A 16,690-nucleotide genomic window follows, 5' to 3' on the forward strand; every position below is an offset into this window, starting at 1 on the left:
CCCGCGAAGCGGCGCGAGAGGTGCCGGGAGAAGGGGTCAGCGGCGCTCGGGCTTGGCGCTGCGTGACATCAGCTCCTTCAGTGCCACGATCGGCGGCTTCCCGTGGTGGACGATGTCGACGACCGTGTCCGTGATCGGCATGTCGACGCCGTGGCGGCGGGCCAGATCGGCCACCGACTCGCACGATTTGACGCCCTCCGCGGTCTGCTTGGTGACCGCGATGGTCTCTCCGAGCGTCATTCCGCGGCCGAGGTTGGTGCCGAAGGTGTGGTTGCGCGAGAGCGGCGACGAGCAGGTGGCGACCAGGTCCCCGAGGCCGGCGAGACCGGCGAAGGTCAGCGGGTCGGCTCCCATCGCCAGGCCCAGGCGGGTCGTTTCGGCGAGGCCGCGGGTGATGAGCGAGCCCTTGGCGTTGTCGCCCAGGCCCATGCCGTCCGCGATGCCGACGGCGAGGCCGATGACGTTCTTGACCGCGCCGCCGAGTTCGCAGCCGACGACGTCGGTGTTGGTGTACGGGCGGAAGTACGGGGTGTGGCAGACGGACTGGAGCCGGGTGGCCACCGATTCGTCGCGGCAGGCGACGACCGCGGCGGCGGGCATCCTGGCCACGATCTCCTTGGCGAGGTTGGGTCCTGTGACCACCGCGACCCTCTCGGCCGGCGCCTTGGCGACCTCCTCGATCACCTCGCTCATCCGCTTGGCGGTGCCGAGTTCGACGCCCTTCATGAGGGAGACGAGGACGGTGTCGGCGGGCAGCAGCGGCGCCCACGCGGCGAGGTTGGCGCGCAGCGTCTGCGAGGGGACGGCGAGCACCGTGAAGTCGGCGCCCTCGGCGGCCTCGGCCGGGTCGGTGGTGGCGCGCATCGCGCCGGGCAGCTCGACGCCCGGGAAATAGTCGGGGTTCGTGCGGCCGTTGTTGATGGCGTCGGCGACTTCGGAGCGGCGGCCCCAGAGGGTCACCTCACAGCCCGCGTCGGCCAGCACCATGCCGAAGGCCGTGCCCCAGGAGCCTGTTCCGAATACGGCCGCCCTGACCGGCTGGCGTGTCACTTTGCGCTCTCTCCCTCGGCCTTTCGGCGCTGCTGCGCGCGGGCCCTGCGATGGTCGTACGGCTCGGCGGGCACGGGCTCGCCGCGCAGCTCGGCGAGCTGCTGGGTGATGGCGGACATGATGGTCTCGGTCGCCTCGCGCAGCAGCTCGGGCGTCGGTTCCTTGTCGTAGAACCGGTCCAGGTCGACCGGCGGACCCGCCTGCACCTGAAGCGTCTTGCGCGGGAAGAGCTGGAACCTGTTCTCCTTGGCGTACGGCGGCATCGCCAAGTTGGCGCCCCACTGGGCGACCGGGATGACGGGGGCCTTCGTCATGAGGGCCACGCGCGCCGCTCCGGTCTTTCCCGCCATCGGCCACATGTCGGGGTCGCGGGTGAGCGTGCCTTCGGGATAGAAGGCGACGCATTCGCCGCGCTCGATGGCGGCGACCGCCGCGCGGAAGGCGTCGAGTGCGTTGGTGGTCTCGCGGTAGACGGGGATCTGGCCCGTACCGCGCAGCATCATGCCGACGAAGGGGGTCTTGAAGAGGGCCGCCTTGGCCAGCAGCCGCGGAACGCGTCCGGTGTTGTACTGGAAGTGCCCGTAGGAGAGCGGGTCCAGGTACGAGTTGTGATTGACCGCGGTGATGAATCCGCCCTCGGCCGGAATGTTCTCCATTCCTCGCCAGTCCCGCTTGAACAGCACCACCAGCGGCGGTTTGGCGATGACCGCCGCCAAGCGGTACCAGAAGCCGATTCTGCGGCGGGACACTCGGACACCTTCCTCTAAGACCGGGCTGCTTGTACGTATGCGCCTGGTCAGCCGCACAAGTGTCGCTCCAGGTCCCCTGTCTGTCGAGAACACCGTACGCCCCGGACAGGGCCCCGGAGCCCCTGCCCGCCGTACGCGCAGGCCACAATGGGGGCCGACGCGCACTGGACGGAGGGCAGGCCACTGAACACGCTCCCGACCGCCTTCTGGTCCCTGGTCGTCCCCCTGAAACCCCTGTCGCTGGCCAAGAGCAGGCTCTCTCCCACGGCGGGCGACACGTTGCGCCGGCGGCTCGCCCTGGCCTTCGCCGAGGACACCGTGGCCGCCGCGCTGGCCTGCTCCGCCGTACGGGATGTGGTGGTCGTCACGGACGACGCCCCCGCGGGCGCCGCCCTGGCCGCCCTCGGTGCGCGCATCGCGCCGGACACCCCGGCGGCGGGCCTCAACGCGGCGCTGGCGCACGGGGCGCGCGCGGTACGGGCGCTGCGGCCCCGCGCCGCCGTCGCGGCACTGAATGCCGATCTGCCGGCCCTGCGGCCCGCCGAATTGCAGCAGGTGCTCGAATATGCCGCCGCATTTCCGCGCGCATTTCTGTCGGACGCGGCCGGAATCGGCACAACACTGCTTTCCGCCGCGCCGGGGGTGGAATTGTCGCCGTTCTTCGGCGGCCCTTCGCGCGCCCGCCATTCGGCATCCGGGGCCCGGGAAATACCTCTCGCCGGAGTCGATTCCGTACGCCGGGACGTGGACACGGGCGACGATCTGCGGGCGGCCGTGACACTCGGCGTGGGCCCGCGCACGGCCCGGCTGAGCGCGGCGGTCACCGGCCGATACGCTGCGGTCATGCAGGCGACCGCGTACACGTACGACTCCGAGACCCGCAGCGGCAGTGTGCTGCTCGACGACGGCACCCCGGTGGACTTCGACGCCAAGGCCTTCGACGCGGGGGGCCTGCGGCTGCTGCGTCCCGGGCAGCGGGTGCGTATCGAGGGGGACGGCGAGGGAGCGGCGCTGCGCATCACCCTGGTGACCCTGCAGACGTTCTGACGGCCCCCGGACCGCCGGGGCCCCCGAGCCCGGCCCGGCGCGCCCCCGGGACACACCGCGGGCCGGGCTCCCCGTAGGGAGCCCGGCCCGGCGCGTGAGTCCTTGCTCTGCTGCTCCTACTTCCCGGCAGCGGTCTTCTTGGCGGTGGTCTTGCGCGCCGTGGCCTTCTTGGCGGGCGCCTTCTTCGCGGTGGCCTTCTTGGCCGGCGCGGTCTTCTTGGCGGCCGCGGGCGTGGCCTTCTTGGCGGTGCCCGTGGCCTTCTTGGCCGGGGTGGCCTTCTTCGCCGTCGCGGTGGTCTTCTTCGCGGCGCCCGTGGCCTTCTTGGCCGGGGTGGCCTTCTTCGCCGTCGCGGTGGTCTTCTTCGCGGCGCCCGTGGCCTTCTTCGCGGGGGCGGTCTTCTTCGCCGCGGCGGACGCCCTCTTGGTGGCGGCCTTCTTGGTCGCGGACTTGGCGATGGTGGGGGGAGGACCCGAAAGGCTGCCCTTGGGGGCCTTCTTGACGGCGACCTCGCCGCCCTTGGGGAGCTTCTTCGAACCGCTGACCAGGTCCTTGAAGCCCTGACCGGCGCGGAAGCGCGGAACCGAGGTCTTCTTGACCCGCACCCGCTCGCCCGTCTGCGGGTTGCGGGCGTAACGGGCCGGACGGTCGACCTTCTCGAACGATCCGAAGCCGGTGACCGAAACACGGTCGCCGGCGACCACTGCGCGGACGATCGCGTCGAGTACCGCGTCGACCGCGTCCGCGGCCTGCTGACGGCCGCCGACCTTGTCTGCAATCGCTTCTACGAGCTGCGCCTTGTTCACGTCTTCCCCTTCGGAGACATTGCCAGAACGAATGTGTTCAAGCTTTTTCGCACGTTAGGCAGATATATACCGCAAATCAAACACGAAACGGGCTAATCACCCTAGTGCCGCAACGAAGTAGACCTTGCGGGAGTTCCACAGGTCTCAGTCACCTTCAGGGAATCGACCCTCGTCGAGGTCCTTCATCAACCTGTCCAGGCGTCTTGCCGCACCGGCGAGATCGTGTTTCGCCGCGGCCGTTATGACCAGCAGCTTCCGGGTCAGCGCCATCCGTACGCCCTCCGGGACTTGCAGTGTGCGCACCGCTGTGTGTGCTTCTTTCAACCGGTCCGCGACCGCCTCGTAGAGCTCGAGTTGGCTGTCGCGTTCCATGCACCGATTGTGCCATCTGGGGCGAGTTGTCGCCTCCGGCGGGGGCAACTAGTGGAATTAGAGCCTCCAGAAGGCCCCGCAGCCATGATCCGCACCCACCCCATGTCCGGCTTCTACCACGGGAGTTGGGGCCGAAACGTGCTGTTGCCCCCCGCCGTGGACGGCGGGGGGCAACAGAGTGACGGGAAGGTGTCAGACCTGCACCGTGCTCGGCTTGAACGACGGCCTGCGGGCCTCGTAAGCCGCGATGTCGGGCTCGTTCTGGAGGGTGATGCTGATGTCGTCCAGACCGTTCAGCAACCTCCAGCGGGCGTTCTCGTCAAGCTCAAAATCAGCCGTAATGCCTTCGGCCCGCACCTGGCGGTCCTGGAGGTCCACGGTGATCTCGGCCGCGGGGTCCGCTTCGACGAGGTCCCAGAGCGCGTCGACGACCTTCTGGTCCAGTACGACGGTCAGCAGGCCGTTCTTGAGCGAGTTGCCGCGGAAGATGTCCGCGAACCGCGACGAGATCACGGCCTTGAAGCCGTAGTTCTGCAGGGCCCACACGGCGTGCTCGCGGGAGGATCCGGTGCCGAAGTCGGGGCCCGCCACCAGAACCGTGGCACCTTCCCGCTCGGGACGGTTGAGGACGAACTCCGGGTCCTTGCGCCAGGCCTCGAAGAGCCCGTCCTCGAAGCCGTCGCGGGTGACCTTCTTCAGCCAGTGGGCCGGGATGATCTGGTCGGTGTCGACGTTGCTGCGGCGCAGCGGAACGGCCCGGCCGGTGTGTGCGGTGAAAGCTTCCATGGCCATGTGATCAGGCCTCCACGAGCGTCGGAACGTCGGACAGGTCGACGGGCGCGGCCAGGTGGCCCAGCACCGCCGTCGCGGCGGCCACCTGCGGCGACACCAGGTGGGTGCGGCCGCCCTTGCCCTGCCTGCCCTCGAAGTTGCGGTTGGAGGTGGACGCGGAGCGCTCACCGGGGGCCAGCTGGTCGGGGTTCATGCCCAGGCACATCGAGCAGCCCGCGTGCCGCCATTCGGCCCCGGCGGCGGTGAACACCTTGTCCAGACCCTCCTCGATGGCCTGGAGCGCGACCCGCACGGAGCCCGGGACGATCAGCATCCGTACGCCGTCGGCGACTTTGCGGCCGTCCATCAGCGCGGCCGCGGCCCGCAGGTCCTCGATGCGGCCGTTGGTGCACGAACCTACGAAGACGGTGTCGACCTTGATGTCGCGCAGCGGCTGCCCCGCGGTCAACCCCATGTACTCCAGGGCCTTTTCGGCGGCGAAGCGCTCCGAAGGGTCCTCGTACGAAGCAGGGTCGGGGACGTTCGCCGACAGCGGCGCGCCCTGGCCCGGGTTGGTGCCCCAGGTGACGAACGGCGCCAGTGCGGCGGCGTCGATGACGACCTCCGCGTCGAAGACGGCGTCGTCGTCGGTGCGCAGCGTCTGCCAGTAGGCGACGGCGGCGTCCCAGTCCTTGCCCTGCGGGGCGTGCGCACGGCCCTGGAGGTAGTCGAAGGTGGTCTTGTCGGGGGCGATCATGCCCGCGCGCGCGCCGGCCTCGATCGACATGTTGCAGATGGTCATCCGGGCCTCCATCGAGAGCTTCTCGATGGCGGAGCCGCGGTATTCGAGCACGTAACCCTGACCGCCGCCGGTGCCGATCTTCGCGATGATCGCCAGGATCAGGTCCTTGGCGGTTACGTCGGCGGGCAGTTCGCCCTCGACCGTGATCGCCATGGTCTTCGGGGGCGCCATCGGCAGCGTCTGGGTGGCCAGGACGTGCTCCACCTGCGACGTACCGATGCCGAAGGCCAGCGCGCCGAACGCGCCGTGCGTGGAGGTGTGGCTGTCGCCGCAGACCACGGTGGTGCCGGGCTGGGTCAGGCCCAGCTGCGGTCCCACCACGTGGACGACGCCCTGCTCGACGTCGCCGAGCGGGTGCAGCCGTACGCCGAACTCCGCGCAGTTCTTGCGCAGCGTCTCCAGCTGTACCCGGGAGACCGGGTCCGCGATCGGCTTGTCGATGTCGAGGGTCGGGGTGTTGTGGTCCTCGGTGGCGATGGTGAGGTCGAGCCGCCGCACCTGGCGGCCGCTCTTGCGGAGGCCGTCGAAGGCCTGCGGGCTGGTCACCTCGTGCAGCAGGTGCAGATCGATGAAGAGGAGGTCCGGCTCGCCCTCGGCGCGCCTGACGACATGGTCGTCCCAGACCTTCTCCGCAAGTGTCCTACCCATCGCTTTCCCTTCGGCCGGCGTCTTCGCCGGCCCATCTAGAGATTCGGATCGCCCTCGCCTCGACCCCCGTACGGGGCGGTGACTGCGGGCCGTTGTGCGGCCTCCCCCCCAGATTCGCAAGTTCCCGGAAAAATTGAACTTGCGTTTCACAGAGTGAGACGCGAGTATCGACGCATGGACAACTCTAGCGGCGTCGGCGTTCTCGACAAGGCAGCTCTGGTACTGAGCGCTCTGGAGTCCGGTCCGGCCACCCTCGCCGGGCTGGTCGCGGCGACCGGGCTCGCACGACCCACGGCACACCGGCTCGCCGTGGCACTGGAACACCACCGGATGGTGGCGAGGGACATGCAGGGCCGGTTCATCCTGGGCCCGCGGCTGTCGGAACTGTCCGCCGCGGCGGGCGAGGACCGGCTGCTGGCCACGGCGGGCCCCGTGCTCACGCACCTGCGCGACGTGACCGGCGAGAGCGCCCAGCTCTACCGCCGCCAGGGCGACATGCGGATCTGTGTCGCCGCGGCGGAGCGGCTGTCCGGACTGCGGGACACCGTCCCGGTGGGCTCCACGCTCACCATGAAGGCGGGCTCGTCCGCCCAGATCCTGATGGCCTGGGAGGAGCCGGAGCGCCTGCACCGCGGCCTCCAGGGCGCCCGCTTCACGGCGACCGCCCTGTCCGGTGTACGCCGCCGGGGCTGGGCCCAGTCGATCGGCGAGCGCGAGCCGGGCGTGGCGTCGGTGTCGGCGCCGGTGCGCGGCCCGTCCAACCGCGTGGTCGCGGCCGTCTCGGTCTCCGGACCGATCGAGCGGCTGACCCGCCACCCGGGCCGGATGCACGCCCAGGCGGTCATCGACTCGGCAGCGCGCCTCTCGGAGGCACTGCGCCGCTCGGGCGGCTGAGGGCCGCAGGGGCCTGGTCGGGGGAGACCGGGGGCGGCCGAGGGCCCGGCCGGGGGGAGACCGGGGCGGCCGAGGACCTGTGAGCGGGCCGGTGCGCCGCCCCGCTCAGACGCGCTCGGCGTCGTTCTTCCCGCAGTACCGCAGCCGCAGCCTGGCGTCCACCGTGCGGATCTCCACCGATTCACAGAGGCTGCGCATCAGCCACAGCCCGTCGAACGGCCCGGCCCGCACACCGGGCGGCGCGAGCCCCGCCCGGGCCGCCGGGGCCGGGACCGCCGGTCCGGTGACGAACAGGTCCCAGGCGACGATGCCGGGCTCCTCCCAGGCGCACACCTCCGCACCTGCCGCCCGTGGTCGAACAGGCAGGCCAGCGCTTCGCCGGCGACGATCTCGGCCATCGCCAGGCGCGCCCCGCGAGGCCGGCCGCCGCGGCGCTGCCGCGTACGCGTCCGGATCGACGTACGCCGCACAGGGCAGGATCTCCGCCCCGGCCACGTGCCCCGGGCGAGTGGCCCGGGCGGGTGGCCCGGGCGGCCGTGGCGACGTCCTCGGGGACCGTCCTGGTGTCGTACGGACAGATCATCCAAGGTCGGCGTCCGCGAGCAGCACGTTCAGCCCGGACTCCATGCGCTTCCACTCCGCGATCCGGCGGGCGGACGTGCCCGCCCACAGGGGCTCGGCGATGATCCGGGTCCGCCGGCCCGGCACCTCGCGGCGGTTCACGTGGCGCAGGACCGAGGAGACGCGCTCCACGGGTCTGCGGCCGAAGCAGGGGGTCTCGTCCCAGCCGGCCAGCGAGATCACTTCACGCAGATGCGAAGCGGGACCCACCAGCTCCACCTGGCTTCCCGCAGCACGTGACCGGGCGAACGCCATCAGCAGCCGCAGCCCGCCGAGATCGAGGAACTCCAGCCGCGACAGGCCGAGTTGGATGTCCCCGTCGACCTGCTCGACCACTTCCAGGGCGGTGCGGAGGTGCCGGTGGCCCTGGGCGTCCACGGCACCTTCGATGCGGAGCCCGTCCGGCCGGCGGGTCCGGACGACGCATAACTCCGCGGTGCCTACCAGGGGTTCCAGGGCCGGCGCTCCTCGGGTGGGCGGGTGCGAAGGCTGCGCGGTGCGCGGCACAGCGCAGTGCTCCGCACGGACCCGGTCCGCCCGTCCGGACAACCGGCATGCGAGAAGGCCCCCCGCGCAGTGCGGAAGGCCTTCTTCGTACGTACCCCCGACCGGATTCGAACCGGCGCTACCGCCTTGAGAGGGCGGCGTGCTAGGCCGCTACACAACGGGGGCCTTGCAGAAACGAGCTCTGCGAGCTGGGCTACCAGGACTCGAACCTAGACTAAGGGAACCAGAAACCCTCGTGCTGCCAATTACACCATAGCCCATGGTGGTTTAGACCAATGCGGTTTAAACAGTACCCCCGACCGGATTCGAACCGGCGCTACCGCCTTGAGAGGGCGGCGTGCTAGGCCGCTACACAACGGGGGCCCTAGCGATCCTCGCGTCATCGCATCCGGGAGCGACCCGAAGGCGATGGAAAGAAAGGATCTGTACCCCCGACCGGATTCGAACCGGCGCTACCGCCTTGAGAGGGCGGCGTGCTAGGCCGCTACACAACGGGGGCCTTGCAGACTGCTGCATGTACTTCAACAGCTCCTGCGAGCTGGGCTACCAGGACTCGAACCTAGACTAACGGAACCAGAAACCGTCGTGCTGCCAATTACACCATAGCCCACCAAAACTCAACCCCCTGGTGGGGGTTTGTTTGGTTTGCGCTTCCCGGCCGGACCTTTCGGCCCTCTCGGGCGGCGCAGAAAGAACATTACCCGAAGGTGGACGGCGCTCCAAAACGGGTATCGCCCCGCAACAGGCCAGGTAGCTGCTCAAGGCCGGTGATCCGGACGAGCTCCGGGCGGCCGCCGACTCCGCCGCGGTCGAGCCAGATGCCCGCCAGGCCGGCGGCGTCGGCGCCCCGGGCGTCGATGTCGGGCTGGTCGCCGACGTACGCCACTTCGTGCGGGGGCAGGCCGAGCGCGTCGCAGGCCGCGTGGAACGCCTCGGCCGCGGGCTTGGAAAAGCCCAGCTCAGCGGCGCACAGCAGCTCCTCGAAGCGGTCGCGCACACCGAGGATCCGCAGCTTGCGGTCCTGGTTGTGGATGCTGGAATTGGACAGCACGGCGTGGCGGTAGTCGTCCGCCAGGACGTCCAGCGCCGGGACGGTGTCGGGGAACAGCTTCCAGGCGGCCTCGTAGTGGGCGACGTACCGCAGGAACCACTCGTCCGCCGCGTCGTCGCTCAGCGGCGTGCCGAGGAAGGACCGGACGCGGTCGCGCCGCTGCTCCTCGAAACCGGCCTCACCGGCGGCGAACCGCGCCCAGTGGAGCTCGGTGAGCGCGCGCCAGCGGTCGAGGGCCTGGTCGACGGAGTCGCACCCGTCCAGCAGGCCCTCGGCCGCGAGGTGATCACGCATGCCTGCGGTGTCGGCGCTCGCGTAGTCGAAGATCGTGTCGTCGATGTCCCAGACCACGGCGCGAATCGGCATGCTCCGACGGTACCCGCGGCGCCCGTCCCCGGCCGGGGGTTCGGCGGGCCCCCTGGCGAAGAACACCGCGCCGATGCCCCGGACCACGGCGCGAACCGGCACGCCCCGACGGCATGCGAAGGGCCCGGAAGCCGGTGCGGCTTCCGGGCCCCTTCGCGCGTACGGGCCGTGCTTACGCGGTGAGCTTCGCCAGGGCCGCGTCGATACGGGCCAGGGTCTTCTCCTTGCCCAGGATCTCCAGGGACTCGAAGAGCGGCAGGCCGACCGTGCGGCCGGTGACCGCGACGCGGACCGGGGCCTGGGCCTTGCCGAGCTTCAGGCCGTGGGCCTCGCCGGCGGCCAGGACGGCCTCCTTGAGGGACTCGGGGCTGGTCCAGTCGGCCGCTTCGAGGTTGGCGCGGGCGGTGGTGAGGAGCGGAACCGGCTCGCCCTTCATCGCCTTCGCCCACGACGCCTCGTCCTCGACCGGCTCGTCGAGGAAGAGGAAGTCGACGTTGGCGGTGATGTCGGAGAGGACCGTCACGCGGGTCTGGGCATGCGGGGCGATCGCCTCGAAGGCCGCCCGGTCGAAGGACTCGGGCTTCCAGTTGGCGTACGGCGCCTTCAGCCACGGCTCGCAGGCCGCGATGAACTCCTCCACCGACAGCTTGCGCAGGTGTTCCGCGTTGATGTGCTCGCACTTCTTCAGGTCGAAGCGCGCCGGATTGGCGTTGACGTCCTTGACGTCGAAGGCGGCGACCATCTCCTCGATCGTGAAGATGTCGCGGTCCTCGGCGATGGACCAGCCGAGGAGGGAGAGGTAGTTCAGCAGGCCCGCGGGGAGGAAGCCGCGCTCGCGGTAGAGGTTGAGGGACGCCTCGGGGTCGCGCTTGGAGAGCTTCTTGTTGCCCTCGCCCATGACGTACGGGAGGTGCCCGAACTGCGGGATCTCCTTGGCGACGCCCAGCTCGATCAGCGCCTTGTAGAGCGCGATCTGGCGCGGGGTGGAGGACAGCAGGTCCTCGCCGCGCAGGACGTGGGTGATCTCCATCAGCGCGTCGTCGACCGGGTTGACGAGCGTGTAGAGGGGGGCGCCGTTGGCGCGGACGATGCCGTAGTCCGGGACGTTGTCCGGGTTGAAGGTCAGCTCGCCGCGGACCAGGTCCGTGAAGGTGATCGGCTCGTCGGGCATCCGGAAGCGCACGATGGCCTCGCGGCCCTCGGCCTTGTACCGCTCGATGCGCTCGGCGCTGAGGTTGCGGCAGGTGCCGTCGTAGCCGGACGGCTTGCCGGCCGCGCGGGCGGCGTCGCGGCGGACCTCCAGCTCCAGGGCGGTGCAGAAGCACTCGTACGCGTAACCGCCCGCCATGAGCTTCTGGGCGACGTCCTTGTAGATGTCCATCCGCTGCGACTGGCGGTACGGGGCGTGCGGGCCGCCGGCCTCGGGGCCCTCGTCCCAGTCGAGGCCCAGCCAGCGCAGCGAGTCGAGCAGCTGGTGGTACGACTCCTCGGAGTCGCGGGCGGCGTCGGTGTCCTCGATGCGGAAGACCATCGTGCCGCCGTTGTGCCGGGCGAACGCCCAGTTGAACAGGGCGGTGCGGACCAGGCCCACGTGGGGGTTGCCGGTCGGCGAGGGACAGAAACGTACACGTACGGGTGCGCTAGCCACGCTTGATCACCTTGTTGGTGAGAGTGCCGATGCCTTCGATGGTGACGGCGACTTCGTCGCCGACGTTCAGGGGTCCGACTCCGGCCGGGGTCCCCGTGAGGATGACGTCGCCCGGGAGCAGCGTCATGGCCTCGGAGATGTGCACGACCAGGTCCTCGACGGAGCGGATCATGTCGCTCGTGCGTCCGAGCTGGCGCTGCCGGCCGTTGACCGTGCACTGGATGGCGAGATCGCCGGGGTCGAGATCGGTCTCCACCCAGGGGCCGAGCGGGCACGAGGTGTCGAAGCCCTTGGCCCTGGCCCACTGCTTCTCGCGCTGCTGGACGTCGCGTGCGGTGACGTCGTTGGCGCAGGTGTAGCCGAGGACGACGTCCTTGACGCGCTCACGCGGGACCTCACGGCACATGCGGCCGATGACCACGGCCAGTTCGGCCTCGTGGTGCAGCTCGCTGGAGAAGGAGGGGTACGCGATGTCGTCACCCGGGCCGGTCACCGAGGTGGACGGCTTGAAGAAGGTGAGGGGCGCGTCCGGACGGCCTTGATCGTCGAAGACGGCGTTGCCCAGCTCCGCCGCGTGCTCCGCGTAGTTGCGGCCGACGGCCACGACCTTGCTGGGGAGCACGGGCGGCAGGAGCCGGACCTTGCTCAGCGGGACCTTGACGCCGGAGAGCTCGAAGTCGGCGTACGGGATGCCCTTGATGATGTCGAGGACGAGGTCTGCCTCTGCGCCTGGGGCGCTGGGACCCTCAACCGCGCCGAAGGCGACATTGCCGTCGATGGAGAACCTGGCGATGCGCACGGGATGCTGCCGCCCCTTACTTGCTGGCTGGCCGGAGACTGACGCTCCAGGCTAACGCGGCCGAGGGGTCCCGCCTCCCGTGTCGCCGCCGCGTCCGGCTAGGCGGCGGGGGCTTCCATGAGGATGGTCCGGCGCGGGTTGGCGGTCTCGGAGGGGAGCTCGACGGGGTGCTCCGGCCGCTCGGCCGTCTGCAGGTCCGTGGCGTCCTCGAGGTGCGCCAGCGTGGTGCGGCGCGGGTTGGCGGTGCTGCGGAACATCGTCGTGGTGTTCATCTGCTGTTCAAGCCTTGTCGGTAGGGGCGCCCGTCGGCCGGGCGCGGTGATTGTCGGATTCGCCATCCCTGCAAAGCGTCAGGCTAAACACCCGCTTCCCCGTCAAAGATGTGAAGCAGACGAGAACAGCGTGTGAGTTTCCTCACGAGATGCCAGGCATATCGATCATTTCGGGCGGGATTTCCGGACCGAGGAAACGGACATTGCGCCACTGAAGGCATCATTCCGCTCCTGATCATCAGGACTGGGACACCCCCCACCCCTAAGCGACTCACTCCCTTTCGTCCCTTTTAGACCCGAACTGTTTCTACACCTTGTCACGCATCCCTCACGCCGTGTCACGCCGGCCGCGGCCCGACACGCGGGCCTTGTTGGAGATCCGGCACTGTGCTGGAATTCCCCGGACCGCCGCGAGATTCCAGCCGGCGCGCAGGGCGCACAACGCAGCGCCGAGTGGCGGCGGGAAGGGGAGAAGCGCCGGTCACTCACGACCACCCATGGGGCCGTTCGGTGCCCCACGACTCGACACCGTTCCGCCGTTCACGCGGAGGAACGCCTGGTCCAGAGGTTGCGACGCTAGTGCAGGGACGTTTCAAGAGGGATGGCAGCGCTGCGGCGGAGCAGGAGCCGCGCGGGACCGACCGCGGATCCTCGCCCCAGCACGCCCAGAAGCACGCGTCGGCCGCGGCCGGCGACGGTGGCCGCGAGCGCGGCGCGCGCACCGCGGCCAAGGGCGGCGGTGAGCAGGCGGCTCAGGCGGCTCCCGTGAGAGCCAAGGAGCCCACTTCCACGGGCTCGCGAATAGCCCTGCGCAACTGGCGCATCAGCACCCGTCTGGTCTCCCTGCTGGCCCTGCCGGTGGTCGCGGCGACCACGCTCGGCGGTCTGCGCATCAACGAGTCCATGAACGACATGGAGCAGCTGGAGCACATGCAGCTGCTGACCGACATGACCAAGCAGGCGACCGAGCTCGCCGCCGCGCTCCAGGAGGAGCGCGACAAGTCGGCCGGTCCGCTCGCCAACGGCACCAGCCCCGCCGACTTCAAGGTGAAGGGCCCCCGGGACAAGACCGACCGGGCCAGGGACGCGTTCATCGCCGGTACGAACAACATCGAGACGGAAGGCGACGAGAGCCTCCGGAGCATCCGCGTCAGCCTCCGGGACATCGCCGGCCGGCTGAACTCCATCCGCCAGATCCGCGAGGACGCGTACCAGAAGACGTCCAACTCGCAGACGGTCAACAACTACAGCCAGCTGATCACCTCGCTGCTGAGCCTCTCCCAGGACATGGCGCAGGCCACCTCCAACCCGGAGATGATCAAGCGGACGCGCGCCCTGGCGGCCTTCTCCTCCGCCAAGGAGTACGCCTCCATCCAGCGCGCGATCATCGCCGCGGCGCTGCCGGCCAACAACCGGGAGACGGGCAAGCTCAACGAGGGCGACCGTCTCTTCGCCAAGTCCGCGATGGAGAGCGAGGACGCGGCGCGCAATTCGTTCGCCTCCGTCTACGTGGGCGACGCCGAGGAACTGACCGCGCCGCTGGACACCGGCAAGCCCGACATCGAGGCCGCCGACAAGTACGCGCACCGGATTCTGCAGACGTCGGGCGGGCTCAGGCGTGAGCTCCCGCGTTCGTACATGGACTGGACGGACGCGGACTCCAACAAGATCCAGGCCATGAAGCAGATCGAGACCACGCTCCTCAACGAGATGGAGCAGAAGGCTCGTGAGCTGCGCGACGAGTCGCAGCAGGACGCCATCCTCAACGGTGCGCTGATCCTGCTCGTCCTCGGTGTCTCGCTCGTCGGCGCGTTCGTCGTGGCCCGCTCCATGATCCGCTCGCTGCGCCGGCTCCAGGACACCGCCACCCGGGTCGCCCAGGACCGTCTCCCCGAGCTCGTCAAGCAGCTCTCCGAGGCCGACCCGCAGGACGTCGACACGTCCGTGGAGTCCGTCGGCGTGCACTCGCGCGACGAGATCGGCAAGGTGGCCGCGGCCTTCGACGACGTGCACCGCGAGGCCGTCCGCCTCGCCGCCGAGCAGGCACTGCTGCGAGGCAACGTCAACGCGATGTTCACCAACCTGTCGCGGCGTTCGCAGGGCCTCATCCAGCGTCAGCTCTCGCTCATCTCCGAGCTGGAGTCGCGCGAGGCCGACCCGGACCAGCTTTCCTCGCTCTTCAAGCTCGACCACCTCGCGACCCGCATGCGCCGCAACGGCGAGAACCTGCTCGTTCTCGCCGGTGAAGAGCCCGGCCGCCGCTGGACCCGGCCCGTGCCGCTCGTCGACGTCCTGCGTGCCGCCGCGTCCGAGGTGGAGCAGTACGAGCGCATCGAGCTGTCCTCGGTGCCGGGCACCGAGGTCGCGGGACGCGTCGTCAACGACCTCGTGCACCTCCTCGCCGAGCTGCTGGAGAACGCCACGTCGTTCTCCTCTCCGCAGACCAAGGTCCGCGTCACCGGTCACGCGCTGCCCGACGGGCGGGTGCTCGTCGAGATCCACGACACCGGTATCGGCCTGTCGCCGGAGGACCTCGCCGCGATCAACGAGCGGCTCGCCTCGCCGCCCACCGTGGACGTCTCGGTCTCGCGCCGCATGGGTCTGTTCGTGGTCGGCCGCCTGTCCCTGCGGCACGGCATCCGCATCCAGCTGCGTCCCTCCGACTCCGGTGGCACGACCGCGCTGGTCATGCTGCCCGTCGATGTCGCCCAGGGCGGCAAGCAGGCTCCGACCAAGACCGGCGCGGCGGCCCAGCCGCAGGTGCCCTCCGGCCCCGGTGGCCGTGGGCCGGCCGGCGGCGCCCGTCCCGGTCTCGCCGGTGGCTCCGCCCCGGCGGGACGGCTGCCCGCCGGTTCCGGTGGCGCGCGCGGCCAGGCCGCGGGCTCCGGTCCGCGTGCGGCGCTGCCCGCGCGCGACGGGGGCCAGGGCCAGCAGCCCGGCTCCGCTCCGGGCCGGTCCGGTCAGGGCGGCGGTCTTTCCGGTGCCTTCGGCGGCAGCCGGCAGGCCGGCAACCGCGAGCGTCCCGGCGTACGTCAGAACGCCTTCCAGAAGAGCGACCCCGCCCAGGGCGGCCAGGGGGGCGGTGCGCAGCAGCAGCCGCAGCCGCCGTCCCGTGGCGGCCAGGGCCAGCGTGCCGAACTGCCCGGCTCCGCCGCCCCGCAGCGTCCGGCGCGTCCGCAGACCACCAGCTGGGGCACCGACCAGCCGCGTGGTCACGAGGAGGCCGCGGACCGGCAGGGTCCCGGCTCGACCGCCGAGTTCCAGCGGCCGGACTTCGACGGACCGCCGCCCGCCTCCACGGGCCTGTTCGAGCGTTCCGACGTACGCGGTCCCGTGAACCAGCAGGCGACGGGGCAGTACGAGCGTCCCGGTGCCCGCGGTGCGCAGGACCCCGCGTCCACAAGCCAGTTCGCCGGGCCCGGGGCGAACGCCCCGCAGGGCAGCGGCCCGGCCGGCCAGTACCAGCGGCCCGAGCTCCAGGCTCCGCAGGACCCCGCGTCCACCGCGCAGTTCGCCGCACCGGACTTCGGCGCCCCGCAGCAGACCGGCCCGGCGGGCTACGGCGGCCAGATCCAGCCGCACGGCCAGGGTCAGCACCCGGGCCAGGGCGGGCCCCAGGGCCTCGGCCCGGTGGCGCCGCGCCGGCACGGCCGCGAGAACGCGGGGAACCCCGCGAACCCCGGCGCAGCGCCGCGTCCGCCCGTCGCGAGCCTGCCTCCGCAGCAGCCGCAGCACGAGCTGCCGCCCGCCCCCGGACCCAGCGACGAACGTACGCCGCTCTTCGACACGCTCGAGTCGAACTGGTTCCAGCAGGGCGAGCAGCAGCAGGCGCCCGCCGTGCCCCAGCAGCCCCAGCAGCAGTCCGGGCGGCCGGCGCAGCAGTCCTCTGCCGCGCACGCCGCCACCCCTCCGATGCCGCAGCGCGCCCAGGCGCGCGACACGGGTGCCGCGAGCAGCACCACCAACGGTACGAACGCCACCAACGGCGCCGCCTGGCGCACCTCGCCGAACGACGAACTCGTAAAGCAGGCCGAGCGGGTCAAGAAGCCCGCAGCCGGCGGTGTCACGACCTCGGGTCTGCCGCGTCGCGTCCCGCGTGCCAATCTGGTGCCGGGCACCGCGCAGCAGCAGAACCACCAGACCGGTCCGCAGGTCTCGCGTGCGCCTGACGACGTACGCGGCCGGCTGACCAATCTTCGTCGGGGTATCCAGCAGGGTCGCCAGGCCGGCAGCAACGGCTCGACGACCGGCAGCTTCACCATTGACCCCACTCACCAGCAGGAGCGTTAG

14 protein-coding genes, 5 tRNA genes and 1 pseudogene are annotated in these 16,690 nt (G+C 70.6%); 3 read left to right on the forward strand and 17 right to left on the reverse strand.

Annotation, left to right across the window (positions count from 1 at the left end; translation table 11 throughout):
* Positions 1-36 precede the first annotated feature (36 nt).
* The gene (locus ACWD0Y_RS00630; RefSeq protein WP_450258295.1) at positions 37-1,050 is read right to left on the reverse strand and encodes an NAD(P)H-dependent glycerol-3-phosphate dehydrogenase; all 1,014 of its coding nucleotides are present in this window, start codon (positions 1,048-1,050) and stop codon (positions 37-39) included.
* Positions 1,047-1,799 (reverse strand): lysophospholipid acyltransferase family protein, encoded by a 753-nt coding sequence (locus tag ACWD0Y_RS00635; RefSeq protein ID WP_450258296.1) that lies wholly within the window; start codon positions 1,797-1,799, stop codon positions 1,047-1,049. Before ACWD0Y_RS00635 ends, ACWD0Y_RS00630 begins: the two co-directional genes overlap by 4 nt.
* Before the next feature lie 147 nt (positions 1,800-1,946).
* On the opposite strand from ACWD0Y_RS00635, the pseudogene cofC reads away from it, so the two are divergent.
* Positions 1,947-2,618 (forward strand): annotated as a pseudogene (cofC, locus tag ACWD0Y_RS00640) (2-phospho-L-lactate guanylyltransferase); the annotation flags it as partial.
* A gap of 344 nt (positions 2,619-2,962) precedes the next feature.
* Here the strand turns inward: cofC and ACWD0Y_RS00645 are convergent.
* The 4 genes from ACWD0Y_RS00645 to leuC all read right to left on the reverse strand — a co-directional run bounded on the left by ACWD0Y_RS00645 (position 2,963) and on the right by leuC (position 6,242).
* Positions 2,963-3,649, reverse strand: coding sequence for an HU family DNA-binding protein (locus ACWD0Y_RS00645; RefSeq protein ID WP_450258297.1), 687 nt, complete (start codon positions 3,647-3,649; stop codon positions 2,963-2,965).
* Between the two features lie 144 nt (positions 3,650-3,793).
* On the reverse strand, positions 3,794-4,021 hold the full coding sequence (locus ACWD0Y_RS00650) for an SCO5555 family protein (RefSeq protein WP_344499909.1): 228 nt from the start codon (positions 4,019-4,021) through the stop codon (positions 3,794-3,796).
* 192 nt (positions 4,022-4,213) lie between these two features.
* A complete protein-coding gene (leuD, locus tag ACWD0Y_RS00655; RefSeq protein WP_093803283.1) occupies positions 4,214-4,807 on the reverse strand; it encodes a 3-isopropylmalate dehydratase small subunit in 594 nt (197 codons plus the stop codon).
* Between the two features lie 10 nt (positions 4,808-4,817).
* Entirely contained in the window at positions 4,818-6,242 is a 1,425-nt protein-coding gene (leuC, locus tag ACWD0Y_RS00660; RefSeq protein WP_450258298.1) for a 3-isopropylmalate dehydratase large subunit, read from the reverse strand.
* Positions 6,243-6,416: 174 nt separating this feature from the next.
* On the opposite strand from leuC, the gene ndgR reads away from it, so the two are divergent.
* Positions 6,417-7,136, forward strand: a complete 720-nt coding sequence (gene ndgR / locus ACWD0Y_RS00665) for an IclR family transcriptional regulator NdgR (RefSeq protein WP_028813744.1) — start codon at positions 6,417-6,419, stop codon at positions 7,134-7,136.
* A 105-nt stretch (positions 7,137-7,241) separates the two neighbouring features.
* On the opposite strand, the gene ACWD0Y_RS00670 is transcribed toward ndgR, so the two are convergent.
* The 11 genes from ACWD0Y_RS00670 to ACWD0Y_RS00720 all read right to left on the reverse strand — a co-directional run bounded on the left by ACWD0Y_RS00670 (position 7,242) and on the right by ACWD0Y_RS00720 (position 12,400).
* A complete protein-coding gene (locus ACWD0Y_RS00670) occupies positions 7,242-7,469 on the reverse strand; it encodes a hypothetical protein (RefSeq protein ID WP_450258299.1) in 228 nt (75 codons plus the stop codon).
* A gap of 246 nt (positions 7,470-7,715) precedes the next feature.
* Positions 7,716-8,264 carry an STAS domain-containing protein gene (locus ACWD0Y_RS00675; RefSeq protein ID WP_450258300.1) on the reverse strand — a complete coding sequence of 183 codons (549 nt, stop codon included), beginning with the start codon at positions 8,262-8,264 and terminating at the stop codon, positions 7,716-7,718.
* A gap of 92 nt (positions 8,265-8,356) precedes the next feature.
* Positions 8,357-8,429, reverse strand: a tRNA-Glu gene (locus ACWD0Y_RS00680).
* A 23-nt stretch (positions 8,430-8,452) separates the two neighbouring features.
* Positions 8,453-8,524: transfer RNA gene (locus tag ACWD0Y_RS00685), tRNA-Gln, on the reverse strand.
* Positions 8,525-8,554: 30 nt separating this feature from the next.
* Positions 8,555-8,627, reverse strand: a tRNA-Glu gene (locus ACWD0Y_RS00690).
* A gap of 63 nt (positions 8,628-8,690) precedes the next feature.
* Positions 8,691-8,763: transfer RNA gene (locus ACWD0Y_RS00695), tRNA-Glu, on the reverse strand.
* Positions 8,764-8,802: 39 nt separating this feature from the next.
* Positions 8,803-8,874 (reverse strand) — tRNA-Gln (locus ACWD0Y_RS00700).
* An 87-nt stretch (positions 8,875-8,961) separates the two neighbouring features.
* Positions 8,962-9,681 carry an HAD family hydrolase gene (locus ACWD0Y_RS00705; RefSeq protein WP_450258301.1) on the reverse strand — a complete coding sequence of 240 codons (720 nt, stop codon included), beginning with the start codon at positions 9,679-9,681 and terminating at the stop codon, positions 8,962-8,964.
* 172 nt (positions 9,682-9,853) lie between these two features.
* Positions 9,854-11,329: a glutamate--tRNA ligase gene (gene gltX, locus ACWD0Y_RS00710; protein ID WP_450258302.1), complete on the reverse strand. Its 1,476-nt coding sequence runs from the start codon at positions 11,327-11,329 to the stop codon at positions 9,854-9,856.
* Positions 11,322-12,128 carry a fumarylacetoacetate hydrolase family protein gene (locus ACWD0Y_RS00715; RefSeq protein WP_093798845.1) on the reverse strand — a complete coding sequence of 269 codons (807 nt, stop codon included), beginning with the start codon at positions 12,126-12,128 and terminating at the stop codon, positions 11,322-11,324. The genes gltX and ACWD0Y_RS00715 overlap by 8 nt, the downstream gene beginning before the upstream one ends.
* Positions 12,129-12,226: 98 nt before the next feature.
* On the reverse strand, positions 12,227-12,400 hold the full coding sequence (locus ACWD0Y_RS00720; RefSeq protein WP_093798846.1) for a hypothetical protein: 174 nt from the start codon (positions 12,398-12,400) through the stop codon (positions 12,227-12,229).
* 579 nt (positions 12,401-12,979) lie between these two features.
* Between ACWD0Y_RS00720 and ACWD0Y_RS00725 the strand changes: the two genes are divergently transcribed.
* Entirely contained in the window at positions 12,980-16,690 is a 3,711-nt protein-coding gene (locus tag ACWD0Y_RS00725) for a nitrate- and nitrite sensing domain-containing protein (RefSeq protein WP_450258303.1), read from the forward strand.

Source organism: Streptomyces altiplanensis, assembly GCF_053591575.1.

Bases quoted from the DNA above. Each gene is read 5' to 3' on its own strand.
- ACWD0Y_RS00650 (WP_344499909.1), bottom strand. From the start codon at position 4,021: ATGGAACGCGACAGCCAACTCGAGCTCTACGAGGCGGTCGCGGACCGG.
- leuD (WP_093803283.1), bottom strand. From the start codon at position 4,807: ATGGAAGCTTTCACCGCACACACCGGCCGGGCCGTTCCGCTGCGCCGC.
- leuC (WP_450258298.1), bottom strand. From the start codon at position 6,242: ATGGGTAGGACACTTGCGGAGAAGGTCTGGGACGACCATGTCGTCAGG.
- ndgR (WP_028813744.1), top strand. From the start codon at position 6,417: ATGGACAACTCTAGCGGCGTCGGCGTTCTCGACAAGGCAGCTCTGGTA.
- ACWD0Y_RS00705 (WP_450258301.1), bottom strand. From the start codon at position 9,681: ATGCCGATTCGCGCCGTGGTCTGGGACATCGACGACACGATCTTCGAC.
- ACWD0Y_RS00720 (WP_093798846.1), bottom strand. From the start codon at position 12,400: ATGAACACCACGACGATGTTCCGCAGCACCGCCAACCCGCGCCGCACC.